Below are 23,949 nucleotides of genomic sequence, written 5' to 3'. Positions count from 1 at the left end.
TGCTAGATCAGGCCCGGGGCGTCTGATTCACGGGGAGCGCGCATGCGCAATTCCGGCCGCATGGCCCTGGCTCCGGCGCTCGCCGGCCTGCTTCTGCTTGTCCTGACGCCCGCCGCCCGATCGGCTTCCCTGACATCCACACGTCTCGACGACGCCGTGCTGGACGAGATGAACTTCGCCCGCGCCCGCCCCGCCGAATACGCCCGCGAGCTGCGCCGCGAGCTGCGCAACGCCGACGATCCGGCCGCCGTCGAGGACGCGATCGACTTCCTGGAACGCCAGTCCCCCCTGCCCCCGCTGAAGGGCGACCGGCGGATCGCCGCGGCCGCCTACCAGCACACCGCCGCCCAGGGCGCGCGCGGCGACGTCGGCCACGGCGCGGCCGGGGCCCTGGGCCAGCGCCTGCGCGGCCAGGGCGTCTGGGCGGGCCTTTCGGCCGAGAACATCTCGTACGGCTACGACGACCCCCGCGACGTCGTCCGCCAACTGATCATCGACAGCGGCGTGCCGGGCCGCGGCCACCGCCGCAACATCTTCGCCACCGGCTACCAGCTGGCCGGCGTGGCCTGCGGCCCGCACCGCGCCTACGGTTCCATGTGCGTGATCGACTTCGCCGGCGCCCTGGCCCAGCGCTAGGCGGTCGCGGGGGGAGGACCGCGGGCGGTTGCCTCGCCCAACCCACGGTGTAGCTTGGCCTCATGTCCAAGCCTTCGACTGTCCTCCTCGTGACCTTCGCCGCGTTCCTTTCGGCGACGCCGGTCGGGGCCGCACACGCACTGGCTCCGGCTTCCGGCGCGCCCCGTCAGGTCAATGTGAGCTCGGACTCGGCCCCCGGCTGGATCCCGTCCACAGAACAGGAAGACGCGGCGCGCAAGACCGTGACCGCCTTCCTGGCGGCCCTTGATGGCGGCAGGACCCGGGAAGCCTATGGGTTCCTGACCAAGGAGCACCAGAGCCAGCTTCCCTATGACACGTTTTCCCGCACCGCTGATCGTTTCAGGGCCGACGCGGGCGACGTCGTCGAACGACGCATCACCACTGTCACCTGGAGCAAGGATCCGTCCGCCGCGCCCTATCCCGGCGTCTATGCGGCGATCGACCTGGTCAGCCGCTTCCAGCGGGTGGATCGCCATTGCGGTTATCTGATCCTGCACCAGCCCGCGACCGGCGGCGCGTTCCACGTCATGCGCCAGGAAGACAACTATATCGACAACGCCACCGCCCAGAAGTCTTCGAAAGCCGAACTGGACGCCACCTGGGCGCGCCTGTCGGCCAACTGCCCGAACTTCGCGGCGTCCCAAACCGACGCGCCCCAAGTCAACGCGCCCCTCCCCGAGGCGACCGAAAGCACTATCGGTTACGCCACGGTCGCCGCCGCCCTGGAAGGACTGCACCGGCGCAAGGACATCGAATTCTCGACCCGCGACGGCTGGACAGTCGCCTTCGACGAGGGGTCGAGGGCGGTCTGGTCGTTCGCGCCGCCCGGCCATCCGGCCTATCCGGCGGCAGTGAAACGCCAAGCCGTGGAAGTCGACGGCGGGACGTCGCTGCGGATGCAGGTCCTCTGCGAGGCGGACAAGGCGTCGTGCGACGACCTGGTGCGCTCCTTCCAGGACCTGAACACCCGGATGGAGCAGAGCCTGAAGTCAGGCCGATAAGGTCCGCGACCGCGCGCGCCCATTTATATGACCTTACGTGATGAGAATGACTTGCAACTGAACGGGCCTCACCTTAAGCAGCGCGACTAAGAATAATTCTCAATAGCGTTCGAGGTCGTCGTGAAGTCCAAAGCCCTGCTGCTCGCCCTGCTGGCGACCGCCGCTCCCCTGTGCGCCATGGCGGCGGAGACCCCGGTCGACGACAAGAGCTCGGTCGAGGGCGTCACCGTCACCGCCCGCGCCCACGACACCGTCGGCTCGACGGCCAGCAAGCTGGCGACCCCGTTGGTGGAAACGCCGCAGTCGGTCTCGATCATCACCGGCGAGAAGATCGACCAGATGGGCCTGACCTCGCTGAACCAGGCCATGCGCTACGTGGCCGGCGTCACGCCCGAGACGCGCGGCGGCTCGGTCACCCGCTACGACCAGTTCAAGCTGCGCGGCTTCGACGTCACCACCACCTTCCTGGACGGCCTGTCCAGCCAGTATCCGGGCTGGTACGCCGACGCCCAGGTCGACGCCGCCTCGGTCGAACGCATCGAGATCCTCAAGGGCCCGGCCTCGGTGCTGTACGGCAACTCGCCCCCCGGCGGCCTGCTGAACTTCGTTTCGAAGACCCCCAAGGAAGTCGCCAGCGGCGAAGTCGAGCTGCGCGTCGGCAGCCGCGACCTGGTCGACGCCTCGGTCGACACCACCGGCCCGATCGCCGGCGATCCCCGCTACACGTACCGCCTGCTGGCCATCTATCGCCAAGGCGACGGCCAGGCCCAGACCACCGAGTACGAGCGCATCCTGGTCGCGCCCTCGTTCACCTGGCGTCCGGACGATGCGACGACCGTGACCGTGCTGGGCCGCTATCAGCACGATCCAAAGTCCAACTCCTACGGCTCGGCCCCGTCCAAGGGCTCGGCCTTCGCCAACCCGCTGGGCCAGCTGGAACCGGACTTCTACGACGGCGACCCGAACTTCGAGGCCTACAACCGCACCCAGGCCCAGATCGGCTACCTGGCCGAGCACCGGTTCAACGACGTCTTCGCCGTCCACCAGAACCTTCGCTACACCCGCGTCGAGGCCAACTACGAGTCGGTCTACGCCGCCGGCCTGCTGGCCGACAATCGCACCCTGACCCGCGGCACGGCGGCCTCGCTGGAAAGCAACGACGGCTTCGCGGTGGACAACCAGCTGAGCGCCCACTTCACGACCGGCGCCCTGACCCACGACGTGCTGCTGGGCGTCGACTACCAGCACATGATGGCCAAGGTGCAGTTCGGCCTGGGCACGGCCCCGAACCTGGACATCTTCGCCCCGGTCTACGGCCAGACGATCCTGGACCCGCGCGTCGCCGGCAACGGCTATTACGCGTCCGACAGCCGCATCAAGCAGGAGCAGATCGGCTACTACGCCCAGGACCAGATCAAGTACGGCAACCTGGTCACCCTGCTCAGCCTGCGCCGCGACGACGTCAAGCAGGAGACCCTGGCCCTGGGCGCCACGCCCTTCCCGACCACGATCGACCAGGGCAAGACCACCGCCCGCGTCGGCGTGCTCTATCACTTCGAGAACGGCTTCGCGCCCTACGCCAGCTGGTCGCAGTCGTTCGAGCCGCAGGGCCAGACCGACTACACCGGCAAGCCCTTCGACCCGGTCACCGGCGACCAGGTCGAAGCCGGCTTGAAGTACGAGTCCCCCGACAAGCGCATCTACGCCACGCTCGCGGCCTTCGAGATCAACCGCAAGAACGCCCTGACCGCCGACCCGGTCCACCCGAACTTCAGCATCCAGGGCGGCGAGCTGCGCTCGCGCGGCGTGGAGTTCGAAGGCCGGGCCAAGCTGACCGACCGCCTGAAGGTCACCGCCGCCGCCACCAAGCTGGACGTCGAGTACACCAAGAGCAATGACGGCCTGCTGGGCCTGACCCCGGTGGGCGTGGCCGAGAAGACCGCCTCGGCCTTCGTCGACTACGACTTCCCCGGCGCGCTGGACGGCCTGGCCGGCGGCCTGGGCGTCCGTTACGTCGGCCCCAGCTGGGGCGACAACATCAACTCGTTCAAGTCGCCCTCCTACACCCTGGTCGACCTGACCCTGAGCTACGAGCTGGCCAAGCTGAGCCCGTCGCTCAAAGGCTGGCAGGCCACCGGCAGCGCGACCAACCTGTTCGACAAGCGCTACGTCTCGTCGTGCTACTCGGCCGACTGGTGCTGGTTCGGCGAGCAGCGGACCGTCCAGGTCGGCCTCAAGCGCAGCTGGTAGCGGTGGCTCCGGCGGTCCAGAACCTGCTGGCCCAAGCGGCCGCGGTGACGGCGACCCTCGCGGTCGCCGTCGGCGTCTGGCTGCTGTGGCTGGCCTGGAAGCGCAATCCCAAGCCGCGCGGCGGGCTGATCGCCGGCGGCTGGGCCCTGCTGGTCGCCGCCGCCGTCCTGCTGGGCCCCTGGGCCGGCGGGGACCGCGGCGTGGCGATCTCGACCCTGCTGGTCGCCGTCGCCGCCACGGTCTTCATCGTCATCAGCGGTCGCTGGACCCTGCCGCACGGCAAGAAGGCCAAGCCGATCCGCGCCACGGCGGGCGGCGCCGACCCGGCTATCGGTCCGGCCACCACCTGGCCCCGCACGGTCGCGACCGTGCTGCTGGCCCTCCCCGTCTCGACCGCCGCCTGCGTCGCCGCCGGGGTCGCCCTGGCCGTCTGGACGCCCGGCGCCCCGGCCGACAAGCTGGTCACCGCAGCCTTCGGCGCGCCCCTGGTGCTGGCAGGGGCCATGGTCTGGACCTGCGCCGACCGCAAGCTGCTGCGCACCACGGCGATCCTCGTCGCCTTCACCGCCGTCTGCGCCCTCGCCGTCGTCCTGCGGCCGCACTAGGAAGATCGCCATGGACGCCGCCACGCCGCCCGAAACCGCCGCGAAAGCCGAGCCGGCCAACCGCCCGTCGATCTGGCCCAAGGTCCCGCCGGCCTTCGTGCGCACGGTGCTGTCGGGCCATTCCGGCCTGGGCCTGGTCGCCGCCGCCCTGATCTACATCGTCTGCCTGTCGGGCACGGTGGCGGTGTTCCTCAACGAGCTGAAACTCTGGGAAGAGCCCGCCGCCCCGACCCAGACCGTCGCCAGCCCCCAGGCCGTCCAGGCCTTCGCCGAGGCGATCACCAGGGCCCATCCCAAGGCCGGCGTCGTCTATATGGGCCTGCCCACGCCCGACATGCCGCGCCTCTACGCCTTCGTCGGCGAGCAGGTGTTCGTGGCCGACGCCCAAGGCCGGATCGCCGGCGAGGCCAGCGCGCCCTGGGCCCACTTCCTCGAGCACCTGCACATCTATCTGCATCTGCCCGAGACGATCGGCCTGATCGTGGTGGGCCTGGTCGGCGCGGCCCTGACCGGCCTGATCGTCTCCGGCTTCCTGGCCCATCCCAAGATCTTCCGTGACGCCTTCGCCTTCCGCTGGGCCGGCGCCAAGCGGCTGTCCCAGGCCGACCTGCACAACAGGTTGAGCGTCTGGGGCGCGCCGTTCCACCTCGTGGTCGCCTGGACCGGGGCCTATATCGGCCTGGCGACCCTGCTGCTGTTCGCGGTGGCCGGGGTGACCACCAAGGGCGACATCGCCAAGGTCACCGCCCCGATCTACGGCGAGGTCCCCAAGGCCGACCCGACGCCGGCCCCCTTCCCCGACCTGGTCGCCACCCTGGCCTGGTTCGACGGCAAGCCGGACCTGAAACCGACCCTGATCTCCCTGACCGCCCTGGGCACGAAGGGCCAGATGGTCGAGGTCAACGCCCTGATGCCCAGGCGGCTGATCTACGCCGAGCGCTACACCTTCGACGCCCGGGGCCGCATGACCCGCAAGCTTGGCCTGTCGGACGACGGCCTGGGCAAGCAGGTCTTCGCCTCGTCCTATCCGCTGCACTTCGGCTCGTTCGGCGGCCTGCCGGTCAAGATCGCCTACGGCCTGCTGGGCGCGGCCCTGTGCGTGGTGACCTCCAGCGGCGTGACCATCTGGCTGACCCGTCGCCGCGACCGGGGCCGCCCCGCCGAGCGCCTGGAGAAGGCCTGGGCCGCCATCGTCTGGGGTTCGACCGCGACTCTCGCCCTGTCGGCCGCCCTGCAGCTGGCGCTGAAGGCCCCGCCGGTCTGGACGTTCTGGGCGCCGCTGGCCGTGCTGGTCGCCGCCGCCGTGGCGGTGAAGGACGCCCGCTTCTGGATCGTCAGCCTACGGATCGCCACCAGCGTGATCCTGGCCGCGCTCGTCGCGATCCAGGTCGCGCGCTTCGGCGGCCTGGCCTTCGGCGGCGTCTCGCTGGGCGTGAACCTGACCCTGCTGGCCCTGGCCGCCGTGATCGCGCCGTGGCGTCKACCGCTTGCGCGGGCGGCCAGCTAGCTCAGCCGTCGATCCAGTCGGTCAGCCCCTCACGGGCGTGGACCTCGCGCAGCGACGGCATGGCGCGCATGCGGGCCAGGTAGCGGGCGATGTGGGGCCACTCGGTCGCGGGTTTTGGCATGTTGCGCGACCAGCGCATCAGCATGGTGGCCAGGAAATCCACGGCCGACAGCCCTTGGCCTAGCATGTGGGGACCATCCTGGCGGGCCAGATGGGCGTCGATGCGGTCCCAGATCCCCTCCAGCCGCGCCCGCGACACAGCGGCGGCCGCCTCGGTCCCGCCCTCGCCCGCCGGCTCGTGCGGATAGAACCACACCCGGAAGGCCGGCATCACCGTATTGGCCAGATAGACCATCCACTGCAGATAGGCGGCCCGCCCGGGCGCGCCGGCCGGCGGCGCGAAACCCGCCTCGGCATGTCGCTCGGCCAGCAGCATCAGGATCGCCGCCACCTCGCAGACGGGCGCGCCGTCGACGATCAGGGTCGGCACCACGCCGCTGGGATTGAGCTTCAGATAGTCGGGGTGCTTCTGGGCGCCGGTGGCCGTGTCGGTCAGGACCAGCTCGAAGGGCGCGCCGATCTCGATCAGCAACCAGTGGACCGCCAGGCTGGCCGTGCCAGGGCTGTAATAGAGCTGGTACATGCGCGATCCCTCACCCGTTGCCGGGCGAGGGATCGTTCAGCGCGGCGAAGCTGTCAATCAGCCCCGCTGCGAAAGGCTTCCGGCGCGCGACCTAGTGCTTCTCGCGCCAGCGGGCCTTGGCGTCGTCCTTGGTCAGGTTCAGGTGCACGCCGTCCTCGTCGACATGGTCGACCCAGGTGATCGGGATCAGGTGGTGCTTGAGCCCACCGCCCAGGTCCAGCTTGGCCAGCTCGATCTCGCCGCCGACCACGTGGTCCACGCGGCCGACGTGACCGCCGTCCGAACCGACCACTTCCAGATGTTCGCGCAGTTGCGAGGCGTCGATCATGGGCATCCTCCTTTTGATGGACGTTCGGCAGGGCAAACGGACAAGCCCGTGGCGCAGTTTCCAAGAGGCTTGCGGGCGAGCAATGTTCGCTTTATGTTCTAGTCAAGGTTGCGACTTTGCGCCGGTCGCGTTCCTGGCTATCACTCGGAAGACCGCTCTTCCCCGCCTGAGGAAACACCGATGATCCGACCGCTCGCCGCCCTGCTCGTCCTGACCGGCGCGACGGCGTGGACCGGAACCGCCTGGGCCCAGGCGGCGGAGGCCGCGCCCGTCGCGGCGGCGGCGCCTGAACCGGCTCCGGCCCCAGCCACGCCCCCCGCCACGCCCCTGCCCCGGGTCGACGCGGTGTTCGCGGCCGACGGCGTGACCATCACCGACGGCGGCAAGAGCGTCCTGTTCTACCGCACCGCGGCCGCCGATCCGCGCGAGCCGGGCCGGCTGAACTACGTCCACCCGATCTGGGCGCCCGACGGCGCGGTCCTCACCGAGGACCGGCCCGCCGACCACCTGCATCAGCGCGGCGCCTTCTGGAGCTGGCACCAGGTGCTGGTCGACGGCAAGAACGTCGCCGACGGCTGGTTCATGAAGGGCCTGACCTTCAACGTCCGCGAAAAGCGCTTCAAGGGCGACAGCGCCGGCGGCGGGACCCTGGTGGTCAACGCCGACTGGATCGTCAATTCCACGCCCGAGGTGGACTATGTGGCGCGCGAGACCACCAAGGTCCGGGTCTATCCGCTGAAGGACGGCGCGCGGCGCATCGACTTCGACACCGTGATCACCGCCCGCAGCGACACCCTGGCCCTGGGCGGCAGCGACGACGCCAAGGGCTATGGCGGCTTCTCGGTGCGGCTGGTCCGGCCCGACCGCCTCAACTTCGGCTCGGGTGGCAAGACCGTGACCCCGGCGGTCGAGGCGGTCGAGGCCGGCAAGTCGATGGGCTTCGCCTGGACGGCGGGCGGCGGCTCTCCGGCCTGGACCGTGGGTCTGGCCTGCAAGGCGAACGGCGCGCCGATCACCCGCTGGATCTTGCGCAAGGAACTGTCGATGCAGAACTGCGTCTTCCCCGGGCGGGCGCCGTTCGTGCTGAAGAAGGGCGAGACCCTGCGTCTGCAGTCGACCCTGATCCTGCGGCCGGCGACACCGGCCTCCGCTGGGCCGAAGAAGAAGGGCTAGCCGATGGCCGAGATCCTCAACCTGAACCAGGCCCGCAAGGCCAAGGCCAAGACCGACGCCAAGACCAAGGCCGTCGAGAACCGCGCCAAGTTCGGCCGCACCAAGGCCGACAAGACCCTGGACGCGGCCCGGGCGGAGAAGCTGAAGCGCGACCTGGACGGCGCCAAGCGCGAGGACTAGCAGCGCCTTCCCGTCCAGACGCGTCCGGCGACGTCACGACGTTGTCGGGATCCGCGACAGGACCACCGTGACGCCAGAGCGGCGATCCGTCAGCACCAGACCGCCGGGTCGGCGCAGGCGATAGTCGAAGACGATCGCGGAATCGTCCAGGGCGACCTGGCGATCGTTGGCCTGGAAGGCCTCGGGCTCGTCGCTCTTGAACTCCAGGCCGGCGCGGCGATGAACGACCAGCTCGTCATCGCCGAACTGCAGTCGATCGCCGGGACGCAGGTCGATCGTCCCCTCCCCCTGGATCCGCGACACCTTCCATAGGCCGACCAGGGCCCCGGAACGCACGCCCTCGGCGGCTTCATTTCCATGGCCCGACAGGAAGGCGGTCTGTTGCAGCAGGCCGCCAACCAGCGTCCGCTCGGGCGCCAGGCGCGGATCGGGATCGGCCTTCAGCCGCGCGTCCAGGCGGCGCATGACCTGATAGGCCCCCTCCTCGTCGCCGGCCTGATGGTACAGGCTGGCGGCCTGGCGCAGCGACAGGAACTCGTCGACCAGGGTGTGACCCAGCCGCAGGCCGTCGCTGGGCGCCGGCCCCGCCGCGGCCACGGCCAGGGCGTCACCGGTGGTCTTGCCGTCCACAGCCCGCACATAGTCCAGCTTGACGTCCATCAGCTTGTCGGCCGAGGTCAAAGCCGGTTCAGGCAGGAACGCGGCGTCCTGGGCCTTGGCCAAGGTCACGAACAGTCCGCCGCCGTTGGTGCTGAGGAAGGCGGTCGGCACCGTCAAGCTGATGCCGCCGTCGGGCGCGGTCTTCAGCATGTCGTCGGGCGCGCCATAGACCGCCGAGACCCGGTATCCCGGCCGCGCCTTGACCGTCAGGGTCACGTCGAAGGCCAGCTCCGAGACCATGGTGTCCAGCTTTTCAGCGAACACGGCCTCGACGTCCTTGTCGTCGCGCAGGAAATAGAGATTGCCGCCGCGCACCCCGGCGACCTTGGTCGCCAGCGGCGCGTCGAACTGTACGCCGACCCCGATGGTGGTCAGGCCCACGCCGCGCCGCGAGGCGTCCTGCGCCATGCCCATGAAGCTGCCGGCGTCCACCGCCCCGACATTGGGCTGCTCGTCGGTGAACAACATCAGGCGGGTCGCGCCCTTGAAGCCGTCCATGCTGGCGAAGGCGGTCTCGTAGCCCACCTTCAGACCGGCCTCCATATTGGTCGAGCCGTTGCTCTGGATGGCGTCGATCGCCGCCTCGATCACGGGCCGGTTGGCCGTGTCGATCCGGGTCGGCTCCAGGTGACGGTACGACCGGTCGCCATAGAGCACGATGCTGATCTGGTCGCCCGGGCGCAGCTGCTTGACGATCTGGTGCAGGCTGTGGCGCACGCGGGCCAACGGCTCGCCCGACATCGAGCCGGACTTGTCGACCACCGCCACCAGGTTCAGCGGCGCGCGCGTCCAGGTCTTGGCGTCGATGTTCGAGTTGAAGCCCAGGCCCACCAGCAGCTTGTCCTGAGGCGAGGCCAGGAGGTCGGCCCGCATGGCTTCACCGGTCAGGCACAGCAGGGCCTCGCAGCTCCGCGTACCCGGGATCACCAGGTCGTAGTCGCCCATCAGCCCCTCGGGGGTGATGGTGTCGGGCATCGGAATGCGCTTGGCCGCGACCTCGCCCCGGAAGTGATTGATGTCCTGCGCCCCGCCCTGGCGCACCCGCATGCCGCTGACGATGACCTCTTCCAGGCCTGCGTCGTCGTCCTTATCGGGCGGAACCTGCGCGGCTTGCCCCCACGCGAGCGAAACCGGCGCCAGGCCGATGGCGGCGACCAAGGCCAGTCCGCCCAGCGAGCACCCCCGGGCGCGAGACGAGAAACGCGACATGCACACCTCCCTTTATGGTTGTCCCGGAGGCTAGCATGCGGCGGCGCAAGCGCACGCGAAATCGGTGACGCTTGGGATCGGGCCCGGAGCTCCTAGCGCGGCGCCAGGTAGCGTCGCGGCTTGGCCTGAGCGTCCCGGGTCGCCTGCGCCGCCTGCTCCCGCGCCAGGCGGTCCAGCCGGCCGCGCCAGGCCGCGACGATCTCCTGGATCGCCAGCACCCAGCCGAACGTAGTTTCCTTATGGGTCTTGATCGCTTCGTCCATCACCGTCGCCTCCTCAGCGTTACGATGATGGGAAGTTCTCGCGAACGACGTTAGGTGACAAACGCGGCTTCCTTGCCTAATCATAAGCACTACTTATGCCAGACATCCTCGCCAGCCTGCCGCTCAGCGCCATCCGCATCTTCGAGGCCGCCGCGCGCCTGAAGAGCTTCACCCGCGCCGCCGACGAGCTGGGCGTCAGCCAGGCCGCCGTCAGCTGGCAGGTGAAGGCCCTGGAGCAGCGCCTGGACCAGCCGCTGTTCACCCGCCTCCCCCGCGAGGTGACCCTGACCCCGGCCGGCGAGCGGCTGTCGCGCGCCGCCAGCGAGGCGATGAGCGTCCTGCGCGTCGCCGTGTCCGACCTGGTCGACACCGAGGAAGGCGTGCTGTCGATCACCACGGTCCAGAGCGTGGGCGGTCAGTGGCTGGCGCCGCGCCTGGGCGGCTTCCAGATCGCCCATCCCCGCATCGCGGTGCGGCTGGACGCGTCCAGCCGGGTGGTCGACCTGCAGCGCGAGCCGTTCGACCTGGCCCTGCGCGCCGGCCACGGCGAGTGGCCGGGGCTGGAGGCGCACTTCCTGATCCCCGCGGCCCAGACCGTGCTCTGCACGCCCGAGGTCCTGGCCCGCGTCGGCGGCCTGGCGACCCCGGCCGACGTGCTGCGCGCGCCGCGCATCGGCTCGCCGGACTTCTGGGCGTCGTGGTTCGCGGCGGCGGGCGTCGACGCCAGCGGCGACCACGCCGCGCCGCGCCTGTCGGCCGACGCCCAGGCGCTGGAGGTGGCCACGGCTCTGGCCGGTCAGGGCGTGGCCCTGGGCTCGCCGATCTTCTTCGCCCAGGAGATCGCCCAGGGCCGGCTGGTCGCGCCGTTCGACATCGTCGCCGACAACGGCGGCGGCGGGTACTGGCTGGCCTATCCGGTCGAACGCCGCCGGGTGCGCAAGATCGCCGCCTTCCGCGACTGGATCCTGGACCAGGCGGCGGCCGATCCGCTGATCGCCCGTTACCGCCGAACATGACGCCGGAGCCGACTCGGAACGGTGAAGCGAGCCCCGCCGTTTCTGGGGGACGCCGCCAGGAGATTCCAGTGTCACCCGCGGGAACCGCAAAGAGGCCTGTCCATGCCGAAGCCATGGTTTCGGTCGTAAGCTCCGAACGGGATGTCTGGGACGCGACGCCCGGAGCCTCGCTGGCGGAGGTCAGGATCACCGAGATCTTCACCGGCGACCTCCAAGGCGAGTCCCAGGTACGCGCACTCGAGATCGCGAGCCTGGAGGGCCGCGCGAAACTTGCCAGCGTGCAACGGTTCCAAGGCCGCCTCCACGGCAGACAGGGCGCATTCGTGCTGGAGGGACATGAAACCGTCGAGGCCGGCCGAATTCACGCGACCTGGAGGGTGACGCCGGGAAGCGGAACCGAAGCCTTGCAAGGCCTCCGGGGCGACGGCGGCTTCGAGGGCGAGTTCGGGAAAGGCTCCCGGGCGACTCTGGACTACTGGTTTGACGAAGTCCCCGCCTAGCGGCGGACCTGGTAGCCGTAGCGCTTGATGATGGCGACGGCGGTCGGCGACTTCAGGAAGGTCAGGAATGCCCGGGCGGCGGGGTTCTTCTCGCCCGTCTTCAGCAGCACGGCCTGCTGTTCGATCGGCGCGTGGTCGGCGGTCGGCACCAGCCAGCGCGACCCGCCCGGCTCGGCGATCACCTGCGACAGGGCCACGAAGCCCAGCTCGGCGTTGCCGGTGGCGACGTACTGATAGGCCTGGGTGATCGAGGACCCTTTGACGATCCGGGGCGTAAGGGCGTCGTAGACCTTCAGCTTCTGCATCGTCTGCACCGCCGCCAAACCGTACGGCGCGGCGGTGGGGTCGGCGATCGAGAGCTTGGCGAACTTGTCGGTCTTCAGGACCGCGCCCTTGTCGTCGACCAGGCCGGGCGTCTTCGAATACAGCACCAGCCGGCCGAAGGCGTAGGTGTAGCGCGTGCCGGGCACGGCCAGGCCCTCGTCCTCGGCCTTCTTGGGCCGCTCGGCGTCGGCCGACAGGAAGACCTCGTAAGGCGCCCCGTGGGCCATCTGGGTGTAGAACTGGCCCGACGAGCCGAAGCTGAGCGTGGCGGTATGGCCGGTCTTGGCCTTGAAGGCCGCGGCGATCTCCTTGGCCGGCTCGGTGAAGTTGGCCGCGACGGCGACCTGGGTGTCGGCGGCCAGGGCGGGCGCCGCCCCAAGGGTCAGGGCCGCCCCGAACAGGGCGAGGCCGACGATCTGGAAGCGACGGGTGATCATGCAGAATCTCTCGGGAGGCCGATGCAGGGCGCGTTATGTAGTTGAACTACCGAACGCCGAAGAAGGTCAAGCCTCGGCGATGCTTCGGCGAAACCACGCGATGTGAGAAATTCTGGACAGGCCCGCTAGCCGCGCAGGAAGCTGTCCACCAGCGCCTGGTCGCCGTCATAGACCCAGCACTCGGCCAGCAGTTCGTCCTCGATGCGGTAGACCAGCACGCGGTCCAGCTCGGTGACGACGCCGTCGCGCTCGAACGCCTCGCGGGCGATGACCACGGCCCGTTCGGGGCCGGCCGTCACGTCGACGATGCGGACCAGCCTGCGGCCGGTGCGGCGGCTGACCTCGGCCAAGGTCGCCAGGGCGGCGGCCAGGCCGATATGGTCGCCGGTCAGCGGATGGTCGCCGAAATAATGCAGGGTGAAGTCGGGATGATAGCAGGCGCGCAGGGCCGTCAGGTCGCCGTCCCGCCACGCCTGGGCGTAGCGCTCGGCGACGGCGCGGTTGGTCGCTTCGCTCGTCCCCGGGCTCACGCGGCCTCTTTGAAGCGGTCGCGATATTCGGGCGGGATGGCCTGGTAGGCGGTGTTGGGCGCGACCTTGTAAGTGCGGCGGGCTTCTTCCAGCGGCATGGCGAACAGGGCCGGATAGTCCACCGCCGGCAGCCAGGCCGCCGCGCGGCCGTTGCGCCAGGCCTCGCGAACGGCCTTGCCATAAGGTTGGCCCAGCCGGGCCTTCTGGAACTGGCGCGCGCCGGCCAGGGCGATGACCGCGAAGCCCAGGCTGCGGGTCTGGGCGTACGAGAAGGCCACCACGCAGACCTCGCCCAGGGCGTCGGTGCCGTAGCCGGTCAGCACGTGCCAGACGTCGTGCACGTCGCGCATGCGGCGGGCGTACCAGGCCAGCGGGTGCGCGGCGTCGACGTCGGCCTCGGGCACCTTGCGGCTCTCCTCGGCCAGGCCCTCGGCCGACAGGCCGCGCGGGGCGATGAAGTCGCGATAGGCCGCGCCCACCGTGCCCGGCCCGAATTGCGCCAGCCAGGCCGGGTCCGACAGCCGCTCGGCGAACTCGTCGCGCTCATAGGCGATGCGGCCGCCCTCGGGCGTGCTCAGCAGGCGGGTGTAGCCCCTGGGGATCGCGTTGCCCGCCAGGGCGCGCATGATCTCGAACACCGAGGCGGTGTCCTCCTTGTCGGCGATCAGGCGCCGGACGGCCCGCATCGCCCGCAAAGGCTGCAGGGTGAAGGCCTGACGCCCTCGCTTCATCGGTTGGCGGGCCTTTGGCTCACCGAGCACTTGCGCGGCTGCGATCATGAGGCATGCTCCTGCTGACCCGATAAAGATGACATGGCGTCATTTTTATTCAAGAGGGTTCAGCGACMCCCGATCTGCGACGTGATCCGAGAGCAACAGGGGATAGGCACGATGGGCAGTTTGAAGAAGCGTTCGATCAACCTGGCCGGCCACGCGACCTCCCTGGCCCTGGAGCCCGAGTTCTGGGCGGTGCTGCAGCAGGCGGCCGGCGCCGACAGGATCAGCGTCGCCGCCCTGATCCAGCGCATAGACGCCGGACGGAGCGAACGCCCGCTGGCCTCGGCCTGCAGGGTGTTCGCCCTTCAGCACGCCCAGGGGGCCGACGCGGGAACCGTCTAGCCCTGCTCGACGCCCGGCCCGGGCTTGGGCAGCGGGATCGGCGCCGGATTGGGCGTCCGGGGCAAGGCCGGACGCTCAGGCAACCGCATCGACAGGTCGGCGGTCTTCACGGTCAGCAGACCCGAGCGCCAGCCGCCGATCACCAAGGCGATGATCAGCAGCAGCACGCCCAGCATCGTCAGCCCGGCCACGCCCAGGTGCTGAGGCCTGATTTCGTTGTGACGGGCCATGGAGCCCCTCCCTTAACCCGCCGGCTTGGGCGCGTCCGGAACCTTGGGCGCTTCCAGCTGCGGCGCGGAAACGTTGATGTCGACCTTCTTCTTCTGGGTCATGCCGCCTGTAAAGACGAAGTAGGCGATCACCGCCACGACCACCACCAGGGCGCCGATGATGAACGCCATGCCGGCGTTGCCGCCCCCGCCCGTGTTGGTTTCTTCTGCCACGTCAGTCTCCTGTGATGTCCATCCCCGCCGAACAAACGGAAGGTGGGGGGCGAGGTTCCGGTCCGGATGCGGCCGATGGCGCGAGGGCTTAAGCCGGCGGAACTTTGTGCTACATATGTTCCATGTCTTCCGCCTTCGACTCGTCCGACTTCCCCGGTGATCTCCCCGCCCCCCGCATCTCCGACCTGGCCCGCCCGCGCGCGCCGGAGAGCGCGCCCCTGAACTATCTGGAGGGGCTGAACCCCGAACAGCGGGCCGCCGTCGAGGCCACCGAAGGCCCGGTGCTGGTCCTGGCCGGCGCGGGCACGGGCAAGACCCGGGTGTTGACCACCCGCCTGGCCCACATCCTGGCCACCGGCCGCGCCCGGCCGTGGGAGCTGCTGGTCGTCACCTTCACCAACAAGGCCGCGCGCGAGATGCGCGAGCGGATCACCCACATTATCGGCGACGAGGCCGAGGGCCTGCGCTGGCTGGGCACCTTCCACTCGGTGGCCGCTCAGATCCTGCGCCGCCACGCCGAGCTGGTGGGGCTGAAGTCCAGCTACACGATCATCGACACCGACGACCAGGAACGGCTGCTGAAGCAGCTGATCGAGGCCGCGGACATCGACGCCAAGCGCTGGACGCCGCGCGCCCTGTCCKGCCTGATCGACACCTGGAAGAACCGCGGCTGGACGCCCGACCGCGTGCCCCAGAGCGAGGCCGGCGAGTTCGCCAACGGACGGGGCATCACCCTGTATCGCCAGTACCAGGAGCGGCTGCGCATCCTGAACGCCTGCGACTTCGGCGACCTGCTGCTGCACAACATCACGATCTTCACGGCCAATCCGGACGTGCTGGCCGACTTCCAGCGGCGCTTCCAGTACGTGATGGTCGACGAGTACCAGGACACCAACGTCGCCCAGTACCTGTGGCTGCGGCTGCTGGCCCAGGGCCGCCAGAACGTCTGCTGCGTGGGCGACGACGACCAGTCGATCTACGGCTGGCGGGGCGCGGAGGTCGACAACATCCTGCGCTTCGAGCGTGACTTCCCGGGCGCCAAGGTCATCAAGCTGGAGCGCAACTACCGCTCCACCGAGCACATCCTGGCGGCCGCCTCGGGCCTGATCGACGCCAACAAGAGCCGACTGGGCAAGACCCTGTGGACCGAGGCCTCGGGCGGCGAGAAGGTCAAGGTCAGCGGCGTCTGGGACGGCGAGGCCGAAAGCCGGATGGTCGCCGACGAGATCGAGAAGGCCAAGCGCGCCGGCCGCAAATACAGCCACATGGCCATCCTGGTCCGCGCCAGCTTCCAGATGCGGGCCTTCGAAGAGCGGTTCGTGATGCTGCAGATCCCCTACAAGGTGGTCGGCGGCCCGCGCTTCTTCGAACGCGCCGAGATCCGCGACGCCCACGCCTATCTGCGCCTGATCCAGTCGCCCGACGACGACCTGGCCTTCGAGCGCATCGTCAACGTGCCCAAGCGCGGCATCGGCGACACCTCGGTGCAGAAGCTGCTGCAGATCGCCCGGCTGGAGGGCATCTCCACGGTCGAGGCGGCGCGGGTGATCATCGGCGGCGACGACCTGCCCGCCCGCACCCGCACGGCGCTCAGCAACTTCCTGCGCGACCTGGACCGCTGGCGCCAGCAGGCCACGGTGATCCCGCACCAGCGCCTGCTGGAGCAGGTGCTGGAGGAGAGCGGCTATACCGACGCCCTGCGCCTGGACAAGGGTCCCACCAGCCAGACCCGGCTGGAGAACCTGAAGGAACTGGTCCAGTCGATGAGCGCCTTCGACACGCTGGAGGCCTATCTCGAGCACGTGTCRCTGGTCATGGACCTGGACAAGGGCGCCGGCGACGACGCGGTCTGGATCATGACCCTGCACTCGGCCAAGGGGCTGGAGTTCCCGCTGGTCTTCCTGCCCGGCTGGGAGGAAGGCGTGTTCCCCAGCCAGCGCAGCATGGACGACAAGGGCGAGAAGGGCCTCGAGGAAGAGCGCCGCCTGGCCTATGTCGGCATCACCCGGGCCCGCGAGGAGGCCCGGATCAGCTTCGTGGCCAACCGCCAGGTCTACGGCCGCTGGACCAGCCAGCTGCCCAGCCGCTTCGTCGACGAACTGCCCCTGGCCCACGTCGATGCGGCGTCCGAGACCGGCTATTACGGCGGCGGTCCGGGCATGCAGCAGACGGTGTCGTCGCGCTGGGACGATCCGGGAACCAGCACCTTCACCGCCGGCAGCTATGACAGCCCCGGCTGGAAGCGGGCCCAGGAGCGGGCGTCGGGCTTCAGCGAGCGCGGGAGCACCTGGCGCAGCGGCGGCTCGGCCGCGCGTTCGGCCCCGATCGAGGGCGAGGGCCGGCTGGTGGCGGTCTCGGCCAGCTCGGCGGCCAGCGCCTACAAGCGCGGCGACCGCGTGTTCCACGTCAAGTTCGGCTACGGCAAGGTCACGGGCGTCGAGGGCAACAAGCTGTCGGTGTCGTTCGACAAGGCCGGCGACAAGAAGGTGATCGACAGCTTCGTGGAAAAGGCCTGAGGCGGGGGCGGGTTACGGCTGATTGACGGGGCCCCGGACAGGGCGGAGCGTCACCACAGGTCGAAAACCTCTGGAGGACTCGCCTTGAAATCCGCCGCCCTGATCGCGACCGCCGTCGCCCTCCTACTGCCCTGCGCGGCCCACGCCGCCGCCTGCGACGTCCTGAAGAGCGCCACCTACGCTGGGATCATGCGCGGCAAGTTCGACGCCTATCCGAACGCCCTGGCGGGGATCAGCCTGACCTTCGACGCCCATGGCGTCGGCGCCGGGCGCGGCGTGATCGCCTACGACCCCGCCAGCACGGCGGCGGTGCAGAGCCCCTATTCCGGCGTGACCTGCAAATCCACCGACGACAAGTCCGGCGTGCTGAACTTCGGCCCCAGCCTGGGGTCGAACAGCTTCACGGTCTTCGACGGCGGGGCCCGCATCTGGACGCGGCATGAGATCCCGGGCCGGCCGATCGCGGGCTGGCTGTTCAAGCAGCCCGCCCCGCCCAGGCTGCCCTGAGGACGGGGTCGCGCGTTTGGATCGGGCGCCGCCGCTTCCCATATTCAGGGGATGCTTCCTCCCCGCATCCGTGTCGTCGACCTGGAAACCGCCGGCGACGGCCCGCACGCCGTCTGCGAGATCGGCTGGCAGGACGTCACGCAGGACCCGAGCGGCCGGTGGCGCATCGACGAGGGTCGAGGATCGACGCTGGTCAATCCCGGCCGCCCGATCACGCCCGAGACCATGGCGGTCCACCACATCCTCGACGCCGACGTCGCTGGCGCGCCGTTCTGGAAGGACGTCGCGGCCGGCGTCCTGAAGCCGGACGGCGGCGTCCAGGCCCTGGCGGCCCATCGCGCGGCGTTCGAGCAGCGCTACTGCACGCCGAGGTTCACGGGCGGCGCGGCGTGGATCTGCACCTGGAAGTGCGCCCTGCGGGTCTGGCCGCACCTGACCGGCTTCTCCAACCAGATGCTGCGCTACCAGCGCATGCCCGAGGGCCTGGTCCACGAGCTGGGCCTGCCCGCGCACCGCGCCCTGCCCGACGCCTACGTCACGGCCCATCACCTGCGCGACATGCTGAACGCGGCCTCGCTGGAGCAACTGCTGGCCTGGAGCCGCGAGCCGGGCCTGCTGCCGCGCGTGCCGACCGGTCCGGAGCGCGGCAAGCCCTGGGACCGTCTCGCCGCCGAAGCCCTTTCGACGCTGGCGCAGGATCGCGATCCGAACATCCGCTTCAGCGCCGAGACCGAACTGCGTCGCCGGGGCGAAGCGCCCGCCGCGGCGGAGGCCGAGCCGGCGCAGCGGACTTTGCTCTGAGCGCAATCGCGATCAAATAGGCCGGCGAAGCCCACGCTATCCAGGTCGCACGCTTCGTCGCGAGACCCGCCCATGAACCCCGTCGAACAGGCCATCTGGTTCATCGAGAGCCATTCCGCCCAGCCCCTGGACCTGGACGAGATCGCCGACGCCGGCGGGGTTTCGCGCTTCCACATGTCCCGCGCCTTCGTGGTCGCCACCGGTCGCCCGGTGATCGGCTATCTGCGCGGGCGGCGGCTGACGGAGGCGGCCCGGCGGCTGGCCCAAGGGGCTCCCGACATCCTGTCGGTGGCCCTGGAGGCCGGCTACGGCTCGCACGAGGCGTTCACCCGCGCGTTCCGCGACCAGTTCGGGGTCACCCCCGAGCAGGTGCGGGCGACGCGCGACCTGGAACCCCTGAACCTCGTGGAGCCCATCGTGCTGGACGCAAGCCTTCGAACCGACCTTCCCCCGCCCCGTATCGAACAGGGCCGCGCCCTGCTGATCGCCGGCCTCTCCGGCCGCTACGGCTGCGAGGGCCCCGGCGGCATCCCCGCCCAATGGCAGCGCTTCGGCGAACACATCGGCCACATTCCCGGCGAGGTCGGGAACGTGGCCTACGGCGTGGTGCTGAACGGCGACGACCTGGGCAATTTCGACTATGTCAGCGGCGTCGAGGTGGCCGACTTCTCCGACCTGCCGGAGGGCTTCGCGTCGGTGCGGGTCCCGGCCCATCTGTACGCGGTGTTCCGCCACGCCGAGCACGTCTCGACCATCCGCCGGACCATGCACACCATCTACACCCAGTGGCTGCCGGCGTCGGACTACGAGCCCGCTGACGCCCCGTTCTTCGAGCGCTACGGGCCGGAGTTCGATCCGCGGACAGGCGACGGCGGGCTGGAGGCGTGGATTCCGATCAGGCCGAAGGCCTGACACGCGCCGGGTTGCCCACGACGGTTGCGCCCTTGGGCACGTCGCGGGTGACCACGCTGCCCGCCCCGATGATGGCGTCGTCGCCGACCGTCACCCCGGGCAGGATGATCGAGCCGCCGCCGATCCACACGTTCTCGCCGATCACCACCGGCCGGGAATATTCGATGCCGGTGCGGCGCTCGACCGGATCGCGCGGGTGTTCGGCGGTGTAGATCTGCACATGCGGCCCGATCGTCGTCGCCGCCCCGATGGTCACCTTGGTGACGTCCAGGATCACGCAGTTGAAGTTGAGGAACACGCCCTCGCCGATGGCGATGTTGTAGCCGTAGTCGCAGTGGAACGGCGGCCGGATACTGACCCGGTCGCCGACTTCGGCCAGCAGTTCCTTGAGCAGGGCGTGGCGTTCCGACGGCGGCAGGTCCAGGGCGTTGTAGCGCCCCATCCAGGCCACGGCCGCCTCGTGGTCGGCCATGATCTCCGGATCGATGGGGCTGTAGAGGTCGCCGGCCAGCATGCGCTGCTTCTGGGTGCGGGCGTCGGTCACGAGGCGAAGGCTCCTTACTCGCCCCCTCCATGCCAGACGTGGGACCGGACGACAAATCCTGCCCCGGCGTCCTAGTGGCGCTCGAGCGCCTCGCGCACCGCGTCCGGCGCATGGTCGATGACCCGCAGATAGGCCGTCAGGGCCTCGTCTGCCCGCGCCTGGCCCAGCTCCAGCGCGGCCAATTGGGCCAGGGGAATGCAGAAGGCCCGCGCGAACTCGCCCTGCGAAAGGCCGCTTCGCCAGCGCACGCCCTGCACCAGGGCCCGGGCGGAGCGGGCGTGACCGGGATCGGCTTGGTCGTCGACGGCGACATCGGCGGTGATCTGGGACCTGGTCATGCGAACGCTCCTGGCACTTCCCCCGACGCCAGGGTGTGTAGCCGCGTTCCGTTGCAGGAATTCGACGCGAATGCGTCGGACAGGCGACTCTATCAGGGCTTTTGCGACGCCGCCGGCCGGGCCGGCTGGGCGGCCAKGACGCGGGCMTTGGCGTCGACGGCCTCGACGCCCTTCAGCGGGTCGCCGGCGGCGTCCAGCATGCCGCTGAACTGCTTCAGGTCCTTGGTGCTGATCTTCTGGACATCCTTGTCCTTGGCCCATTCCAGGCCGATCAGCTGGCCCAGGCGGCAGGCCTTGGGCAGAAGGGCCGGCTGTTCGGCGGGACCGCCCTTGACCAGCAGCTTGCCGACGATCTCGTTCCAGTTGGGCGAGCCGGGGAAGCAGAAGGTCAGGTGATCGCAGGTCCCGGTCCAGAACCGCTTGTACCAGCGCAGGTGCTCGTCGGTGTCGAAGCGGATCGCGTCGGTCGGCTTGACCACCGCGCGGCAGTCCGCGCGCACGAATTCCCCGGCCCGAGCGACCGGCGCGATCCCCAGCGCCGCGACCACCGACAAGGCCGCCAAACCTCTACCCAACGCCACTTGCAACATCCCGACGACGACCGCCCCGCATATAGGCGGGGCGAGCTTCACTGAAACCCTTCAGGGGGCTGATTAAGACCGCTCTTCCGACAAAAATGCGGCGGTCGCCTCGATCGCCTCGACGAGGCTGACACGCTCCAGCGTCACGCCCTCGGGCAGGCTGGAGAACAGCCGCGTCGGGGCGGCGGCGTCCAGCATCACGAACACCCCGCGGTCGTCGGCCCGACGGATCAGGCGGCCGAAGGCCTGGCTGATGCGGGCGCGGGCGGTGGAGTCGTCGTAGCCCTTGCCGCCGAACCTGGCGCGGCGGGCCTTGTGCAGCACGTCGGGACGCGGCCAGGGCACGCGGTCGAAGACCAGCAGGCGCAGGGACCGGCCCGGCACGTCGATGCCGTCGCGGATGGCGTCGGTGCCCAGGAGGCACGCGTCCTCCTCGGCCCGGAAGATGTCGACCAGGGCCCCGGCCTCCAGCGGGTCGACGTGCTGGGCGTACAGCGCCAGGCCCTGGTCGGCCAGGGGCCCGGCGATCCGCTCGTGCACCGCCTTCAGCCGCCGGATGGCGGTGAACAGGCCAAGCCCCCCGCCGCCGGCCGCCAGGAACAGCTCGCGCATCGCCGCCGACACCTGGCGCGGGTCGTCCTTGCCCACGTCGGTTACCACGAAGGCCCGGGCGTTCTTCGCGTAGTCAAACGGCGAGACCAGGCGCAGCACCTTGGGACTCTGCGGCAGGCGCGCCGCGCCGGTGCGCATCTCGGCCAGGGCGAAGGGGTCCTCCAGCGCCGGGTCGGTCAGGGTGGCGCTGGTGACCAGCACGCCGTGGGCGGGGCTCAAGACCGCCGCGCGCAGCGGCTCGGTCGGGTCCACCCAGTGACGGCGGCAGGCGGCGTCGACGACGCGGCCGTACAGGAACGTGGCCTCGAACCAGTCGACGAACTCCGGATCGTCTTCCGCGTCCTCGTCGATGGCCTTGAGGATCGAGCGCCAGGCCGGCAGGGTCATGCGGGCCCGGCGGTCCAGGCCGCGCAGCGCGCCCTCGATCCGCGCCCGCTCGCCGGTCGGCAGGGTGTCGGCCTCCTCGTCCAGCACGTCTTCCAGGTGGCGAGCCAGGGCCAGCAGCGGGGCCTCGATGGCCGCCAGGGCCTTGGCCGCCTCGCCGGCCCGTTCGCGGACCAGGTCGATGGCCGGGCGGGCGGCGCATTGCAGCCCCTGCTCGGCCGCGCCGGGACGGTCGGTGACCCTGGCGCGCAATTGCTCGATCACCGAGACCAGATAGGTCTCGATCGGGCCGATCGGATTGACCTGGCCGTCCGGCGGRGCGATGCGGCCCGACCAGCCCTCGCCCGGCAGGGCGGCGGCGGCGTGCAGGGCGGCGTTCAGGGCCCCGCGCGCGCCTCCCCGCTCGCCGATGATGTCCAGCAGCCGGGCCTCCAGCCCCCTGCCCCGTYGGCCGCGTCCCTCGGGGCCGCGCAGCCAGCGCCGCAGCTCGGCGGCCTCGGCGCCGGACAGGGCGGCCGAGAAGGCGCTGTCGGCGGCGTCGAACAGGTGGTGGCCCTCGTCGAAGACGATGCGTTTCAGCGAGGTGGTCTCGTTGTCGCCCTTCAGGCCGCGCGCCGCCCGCGCGCCGTCGAAGGCCGCCTGGCTCAGCACCAGGGCGTGGTTGGCGATGACGATGTCGGCTCGCTTGGAGGCCCGCACGGCCTTTTCGATGAAGCAGACGCGGTAGTGCTGGCAACCGGCGTGGATGCACTCGCCGCGCCGGTCGACCAGGTTGGCCGGTCCAGCCTGGGCCGAAGGGGCGATGGCGAACAGGGTCGGCAGCCAGGCCGGGAAGTCGCCGCCGGTCATGTCGCCGTCGCGACTGGCGCGGGCCCAGCGGGCCGCCAGCGCCAGGCCGATCAGGTCGCCGTTGCCCAGCTGGGCGGTGTTCACCTGCTCCTGGAAGTTCAGCAGGCAGATGTAGTTCTCGCGCCCCTTGCGGACCACGGCCTTGCGGGCCCGGACCAGCGGGTCGGGATAGATCGACTGGCTCTCGCGCTCGATCTGGCGCTGCAGGGCGCGGGTGTAGGTGCTGACCCAGACCGCCGGGCCGTTCATCTCGGCCCACACCGAGGCGGGCGCCAGGTAGCCCAGGGTCTTGCCGACCCCGGTGCCGGCCTCGGCCAGCATCATCTGGGGCTCGCCCTCGCGGTCGCGGGGGGCGAAGGCGTAGGCGGCCTCGCGGGCGAAGGTGTCCTGGGCCTCGCGCACCTCGTCCAGGCCCGAGCGGTGCAGCAGCTCGCGCAGGCGTTCGCTGGCGCGTTCGGGATCGACGGGACGGCTGCCGGGCTCGCCGGGCGGGGCTTGGTCTTCCCACTCGGTCGCGCGAGCCCAGACGTCGAGGCCGGAACTGCGAAACTGATTGCCGACCGGGGCCGAGCGCAGAGCGCCGACCACCGCCGGTCCCCACGACCAGCCGGCTCGAGCCAGGGTCTCGGCCACCGCCAGCGCTTCTTCGCGCGACGGTCGGGGCGTCAGGGCCAGTTCGTGCAGCAGGGCCGCGGCGGCGTCGCGCAGGGTCTGGGCCTGGGCCGCCGCGCCCTTGGGCTCGGGCAGACCCAGGGCCGTGGCCAAGCCCACCGCCGAGGGCGCGCAGAAGGTGGCCGGACGGGTGAAGGCGTAGAGCTCCAGCACGTCGAACACGCCGCGCCCGCGGGCCGGAGCCTGCAGGTTAAGCCGCTTGGCGGTCATCGAGGCGTGGGCGACCAGCACCGGGCCGTATTCGAACAGGTCGCGGGCGTCGGGCGTGCGCAGCATCCGCCCTTCGCCCGAACCATCGGCCACGCCAGCGCGGKGTCCGGGCAGCACCACCAGGGCGGGGGCGAGATCGAGGGCGGGAATCTGTGCGGTCACGCATCCTTTTAGCGGAT

27 protein-coding genes are annotated in these 23,949 nt (G+C 70.3%); 14 read left to right on the top strand and 13 right to left on the bottom strand.

Annotated elements, in window-relative coordinates; all coding sequences use genetic code 11:
- Positions 1 to 42 precede the first annotated feature (42 nt).
- The 5 genes from AC1U89_RS15790 to AC1U89_RS15770 all read left to right on the top strand — a co-directional run bounded on the left by AC1U89_RS15790 (position 43) and on the right by AC1U89_RS15770 (position 6,020).
- Entirely contained in the window at positions 43 to 636 is a 594-nt protein-coding gene (locus tag AC1U89_RS15790; protein ID WP_479900641.1) for a CAP domain-containing protein, read from the top strand.
- Between the two features lie 62 nt (positions 637 to 698).
- Positions 699 to 1,658: a DUF4019 domain-containing protein gene (locus AC1U89_RS15785; RefSeq protein WP_479900640.1), complete on the top strand. Its 960-nt coding sequence runs from the start codon at positions 699 to 701 to the stop codon at positions 1,656 to 1,658.
- 120 nt (positions 1,659 to 1,778) lie between these two features.
- A complete protein-coding gene (locus AC1U89_RS15780) occupies positions 1,779 to 3,908 on the top strand; it encodes a TonB-dependent siderophore receptor (RefSeq protein WP_479900639.1) in 2,130 nt (709 codons plus the stop codon).
- A 2-nt stretch (positions 3,909 to 3,910) separates the two neighbouring features.
- Entirely contained in the window at positions 3,911 to 4,513 is a 603-nt protein-coding gene (locus AC1U89_RS15775; RefSeq protein ID WP_479900638.1) for a hypothetical protein, read from the top strand.
- Between the two features lie 10 nt (positions 4,514 to 4,523).
- Positions 4,524 to 6,020: a PepSY-associated TM helix domain-containing protein gene (locus tag AC1U89_RS15770; protein WP_479900637.1), complete on the top strand. Its 1,497-nt coding sequence runs from the start codon at positions 4,524 to 4,526 to the stop codon at positions 6,018 to 6,020.
- A gap of 1 nt (position 6,021) precedes the next feature.
- Here the strand turns inward: AC1U89_RS15770 and AC1U89_RS15765 are convergent, their stop codons facing one another.
- Together AC1U89_RS15765 and AC1U89_RS15760 are read right to left on the bottom strand one after the other, a co-directional pair.
- Entirely contained in the window at positions 6,022 to 6,663 is a 642-nt protein-coding gene (locus tag AC1U89_RS15765) for a glutathione S-transferase family protein (RefSeq protein WP_479900636.1), read from the bottom strand.
- Between the two features lie 91 nt (positions 6,664 to 6,754).
- Complete coding sequence (locus tag AC1U89_RS15760) at positions 6,755 to 6,991, bottom strand: DUF2171 domain-containing protein (RefSeq protein WP_029916167.1); 237 nt, start codon at positions 6,989 to 6,991, stop codon at positions 6,755 to 6,757.
- A 180-nt stretch (positions 6,992 to 7,171) separates the two neighbouring features.
- Here AC1U89_RS15760 and AC1U89_RS15755 point away from each other — a divergent pair, with 180 nt between their 5' ends.
- A complete protein-coding gene (locus AC1U89_RS15755) occupies positions 7,172 to 8,164 on the top strand; it encodes a DUF6807 family protein (protein ID WP_479900635.1) in 993 nt (330 codons plus the stop codon).
- A gap of 3 nt (positions 8,165 to 8,167) precedes the next feature.
- Positions 8,168 to 8,344 (top strand): DUF4169 family protein, encoded by a 177-nt coding sequence (locus AC1U89_RS15750; RefSeq protein WP_479900634.1) that lies wholly within the window; start codon positions 8,168 to 8,170, stop codon positions 8,342 to 8,344.
- A 33-nt stretch (positions 8,345 to 8,377) separates the two neighbouring features.
- Here the strand turns inward: AC1U89_RS15750 and AC1U89_RS15745 are convergent, their stop codons facing one another.
- Both AC1U89_RS15745 and AC1U89_RS15740 read right to left on the bottom strand, forming a co-directional pair.
- On the bottom strand, positions 8,378 to 10,213 hold the full coding sequence (locus tag AC1U89_RS15745; protein WP_479900633.1) for a vWA domain-containing protein: 1,836 nt from the start codon (positions 10,211 to 10,213) through the stop codon (positions 8,378 to 8,380).
- Between the two features lie 92 nt (positions 10,214 to 10,305).
- Positions 10,306 to 10,476, bottom strand: a complete 171-nt coding sequence (locus AC1U89_RS15740; protein ID WP_479900632.1) for a hypothetical protein — start codon at positions 10,474 to 10,476, stop codon at positions 10,306 to 10,308.
- A gap of 95 nt (positions 10,477 to 10,571) precedes the next feature.
- On the opposite strand from AC1U89_RS15740, the gene AC1U89_RS15735 reads away from it, so the two are divergent.
- Positions 10,572 to 11,492: a LysR substrate-binding domain-containing protein gene (locus AC1U89_RS15735; protein WP_479900631.1), complete on the top strand. Its 921-nt coding sequence runs from the start codon at positions 10,572 to 10,574 to the stop codon at positions 11,490 to 11,492.
- 113 nt (positions 11,493 to 11,605) lie between these two features.
- On the top strand, positions 11,606 to 11,992 hold the full coding sequence (locus AC1U89_RS15730; protein ID WP_479900630.1) for a DUF3224 domain-containing protein: 387 nt from the start codon (positions 11,606 to 11,608) through the stop codon (positions 11,990 to 11,992).
- On the opposite strand, the gene modA is transcribed toward AC1U89_RS15730, so the two are convergent.
- The 3 genes from modA to AC1U89_RS15715 all read right to left on the bottom strand — a co-directional run bounded on the left by modA (position 11,989) and on the right by AC1U89_RS15715 (position 14,014).
- On the bottom strand, positions 11,989 to 12,753 hold the full coding sequence (modA, locus tag AC1U89_RS15725) for a molybdate ABC transporter substrate-binding protein (protein ID WP_479900629.1): 765 nt from the start codon (positions 12,751 to 12,753) through the stop codon (positions 11,989 to 11,991). The two genes, AC1U89_RS15730 and modA, sit on opposite strands and share 4 nt — an antisense overlap.
- Positions 12,754 to 12,878: 125 nt before the next feature.
- Positions 12,879 to 13,283, bottom strand: a complete 405-nt coding sequence (locus AC1U89_RS15720; protein ID WP_479900628.1) for a nuclear transport factor 2 family protein — start codon at positions 13,281 to 13,283, stop codon at positions 12,879 to 12,881.
- Positions 13,280 to 14,014, bottom strand: a complete 735-nt coding sequence (locus tag AC1U89_RS15715) for a Coq4 family protein (RefSeq protein ID WP_479900627.1) — start codon at positions 14,012 to 14,014, stop codon at positions 13,280 to 13,282. The genes AC1U89_RS15720 and AC1U89_RS15715 overlap by 4 nt, the downstream gene beginning before the upstream one ends.
- 159 nt (positions 14,015 to 14,173) lie before the next feature.
- On the opposite strand from AC1U89_RS15715, the gene AC1U89_RS15710 reads away from it, so the two are divergent.
- Entirely contained in the window at positions 14,174 to 14,401 is a 228-nt protein-coding gene (locus AC1U89_RS15710; protein WP_479900626.1) for a ribbon-helix-helix domain-containing protein, read from the top strand.
- On the opposite strand, the gene AC1U89_RS15705 is transcribed toward AC1U89_RS15710, so the two are convergent.
- A complete protein-coding gene (locus AC1U89_RS15705) occupies positions 14,398 to 14,631 on the bottom strand; it encodes a hypothetical protein (protein ID WP_479900625.1) in 234 nt (77 codons plus the stop codon). The two genes, AC1U89_RS15710 and AC1U89_RS15705, sit on opposite strands and share 4 nt — an antisense overlap.
- A 12-nt stretch (positions 14,632 to 14,643) precedes the next feature.
- Positions 14,644 to 14,844 (bottom strand): hypothetical protein, encoded by a 201-nt coding sequence (locus AC1U89_RS15700; protein WP_029916145.1) that lies wholly within the window; start codon positions 14,842 to 14,844, stop codon positions 14,644 to 14,646.
- Between the two features lie 122 nt (positions 14,845 to 14,966).
- Here AC1U89_RS15700 and AC1U89_RS15695 point away from each other — a divergent pair, with 122 nt between their 5' ends.
- The 4 genes from AC1U89_RS15695 (at position 14,967) to AC1U89_RS15680 (ending at position 19,580) form a co-directional block, all read left to right on the top strand.
- A complete protein-coding gene (locus AC1U89_RS15695) occupies positions 14,967 to 17,360 on the top strand; it encodes an ATP-dependent helicase (RefSeq protein WP_479900624.1) in 2,394 nt (797 codons plus the stop codon).
- Between the two features lie 84 nt (positions 17,361 to 17,444).
- Positions 17,445 to 17,867 (top strand): hypothetical protein, encoded by a 423-nt coding sequence (locus AC1U89_RS15690; protein ID WP_479900623.1) that lies wholly within the window; start codon positions 17,445 to 17,447, stop codon positions 17,865 to 17,867.
- Positions 17,868 to 17,918: 51 nt separating this feature from the next.
- Positions 17,919 to 18,668: a DNA polymerase III subunit epsilon gene (locus AC1U89_RS15685; RefSeq protein ID WP_479900622.1), complete on the top strand. Its 750-nt coding sequence runs from the start codon at positions 17,919 to 17,921 to the stop codon at positions 18,666 to 18,668.
- Positions 18,669 to 18,740: 72 nt separating this feature from the next.
- A complete protein-coding gene (locus AC1U89_RS15680) occupies positions 18,741 to 19,580 on the top strand; it encodes an AraC family transcriptional regulator (protein ID WP_479900621.1) in 840 nt (279 codons plus the stop codon).
- Here the strand turns inward: AC1U89_RS15680 and AC1U89_RS15675 are convergent.
- The 4 genes from AC1U89_RS15675 to AC1U89_RS15660 form a co-directional block, all read right to left on the bottom strand.
- Positions 19,564 to 20,124, bottom strand: a complete 561-nt coding sequence (locus tag AC1U89_RS15675) for a sugar O-acetyltransferase (RefSeq protein ID WP_479900620.1) — start codon at positions 20,122 to 20,124, stop codon at positions 19,564 to 19,566. The genes AC1U89_RS15680 and AC1U89_RS15675 overlap by 17 nt on opposite strands.
- Positions 20,125 to 20,195: 71 nt before the next feature.
- Entirely contained in the window at positions 20,196 to 20,462 is a 267-nt protein-coding gene (locus AC1U89_RS15670) for a helix-turn-helix domain-containing protein (RefSeq protein WP_479900619.1), read from the bottom strand.
- Positions 20,463 to 20,554: 92 nt separating this feature from the next.
- Positions 20,555 to 21,043, bottom strand: coding sequence for a hypothetical protein (locus tag AC1U89_RS15665; RefSeq protein WP_479900618.1), 489 nt, complete (start codon positions 21,041 to 21,043; stop codon positions 20,555 to 20,557).
- 72 nt (positions 21,044 to 21,115) lie between these two features.
- A complete protein-coding gene (locus AC1U89_RS15660; protein ID WP_479900617.1) occupies positions 21,116 to 23,932 on the bottom strand; it encodes an ATP-dependent DNA helicase in 2,817 nt (938 codons plus the stop codon).
- Positions 23,933 to 23,949: the final 17 nt, after the last annotated feature.

This window comes from Caulobacter sp. 05T431 (genome assembly GCF_056665975.1).
This window is presented reverse-complemented; position numbering and strand designations above follow the sequence as displayed.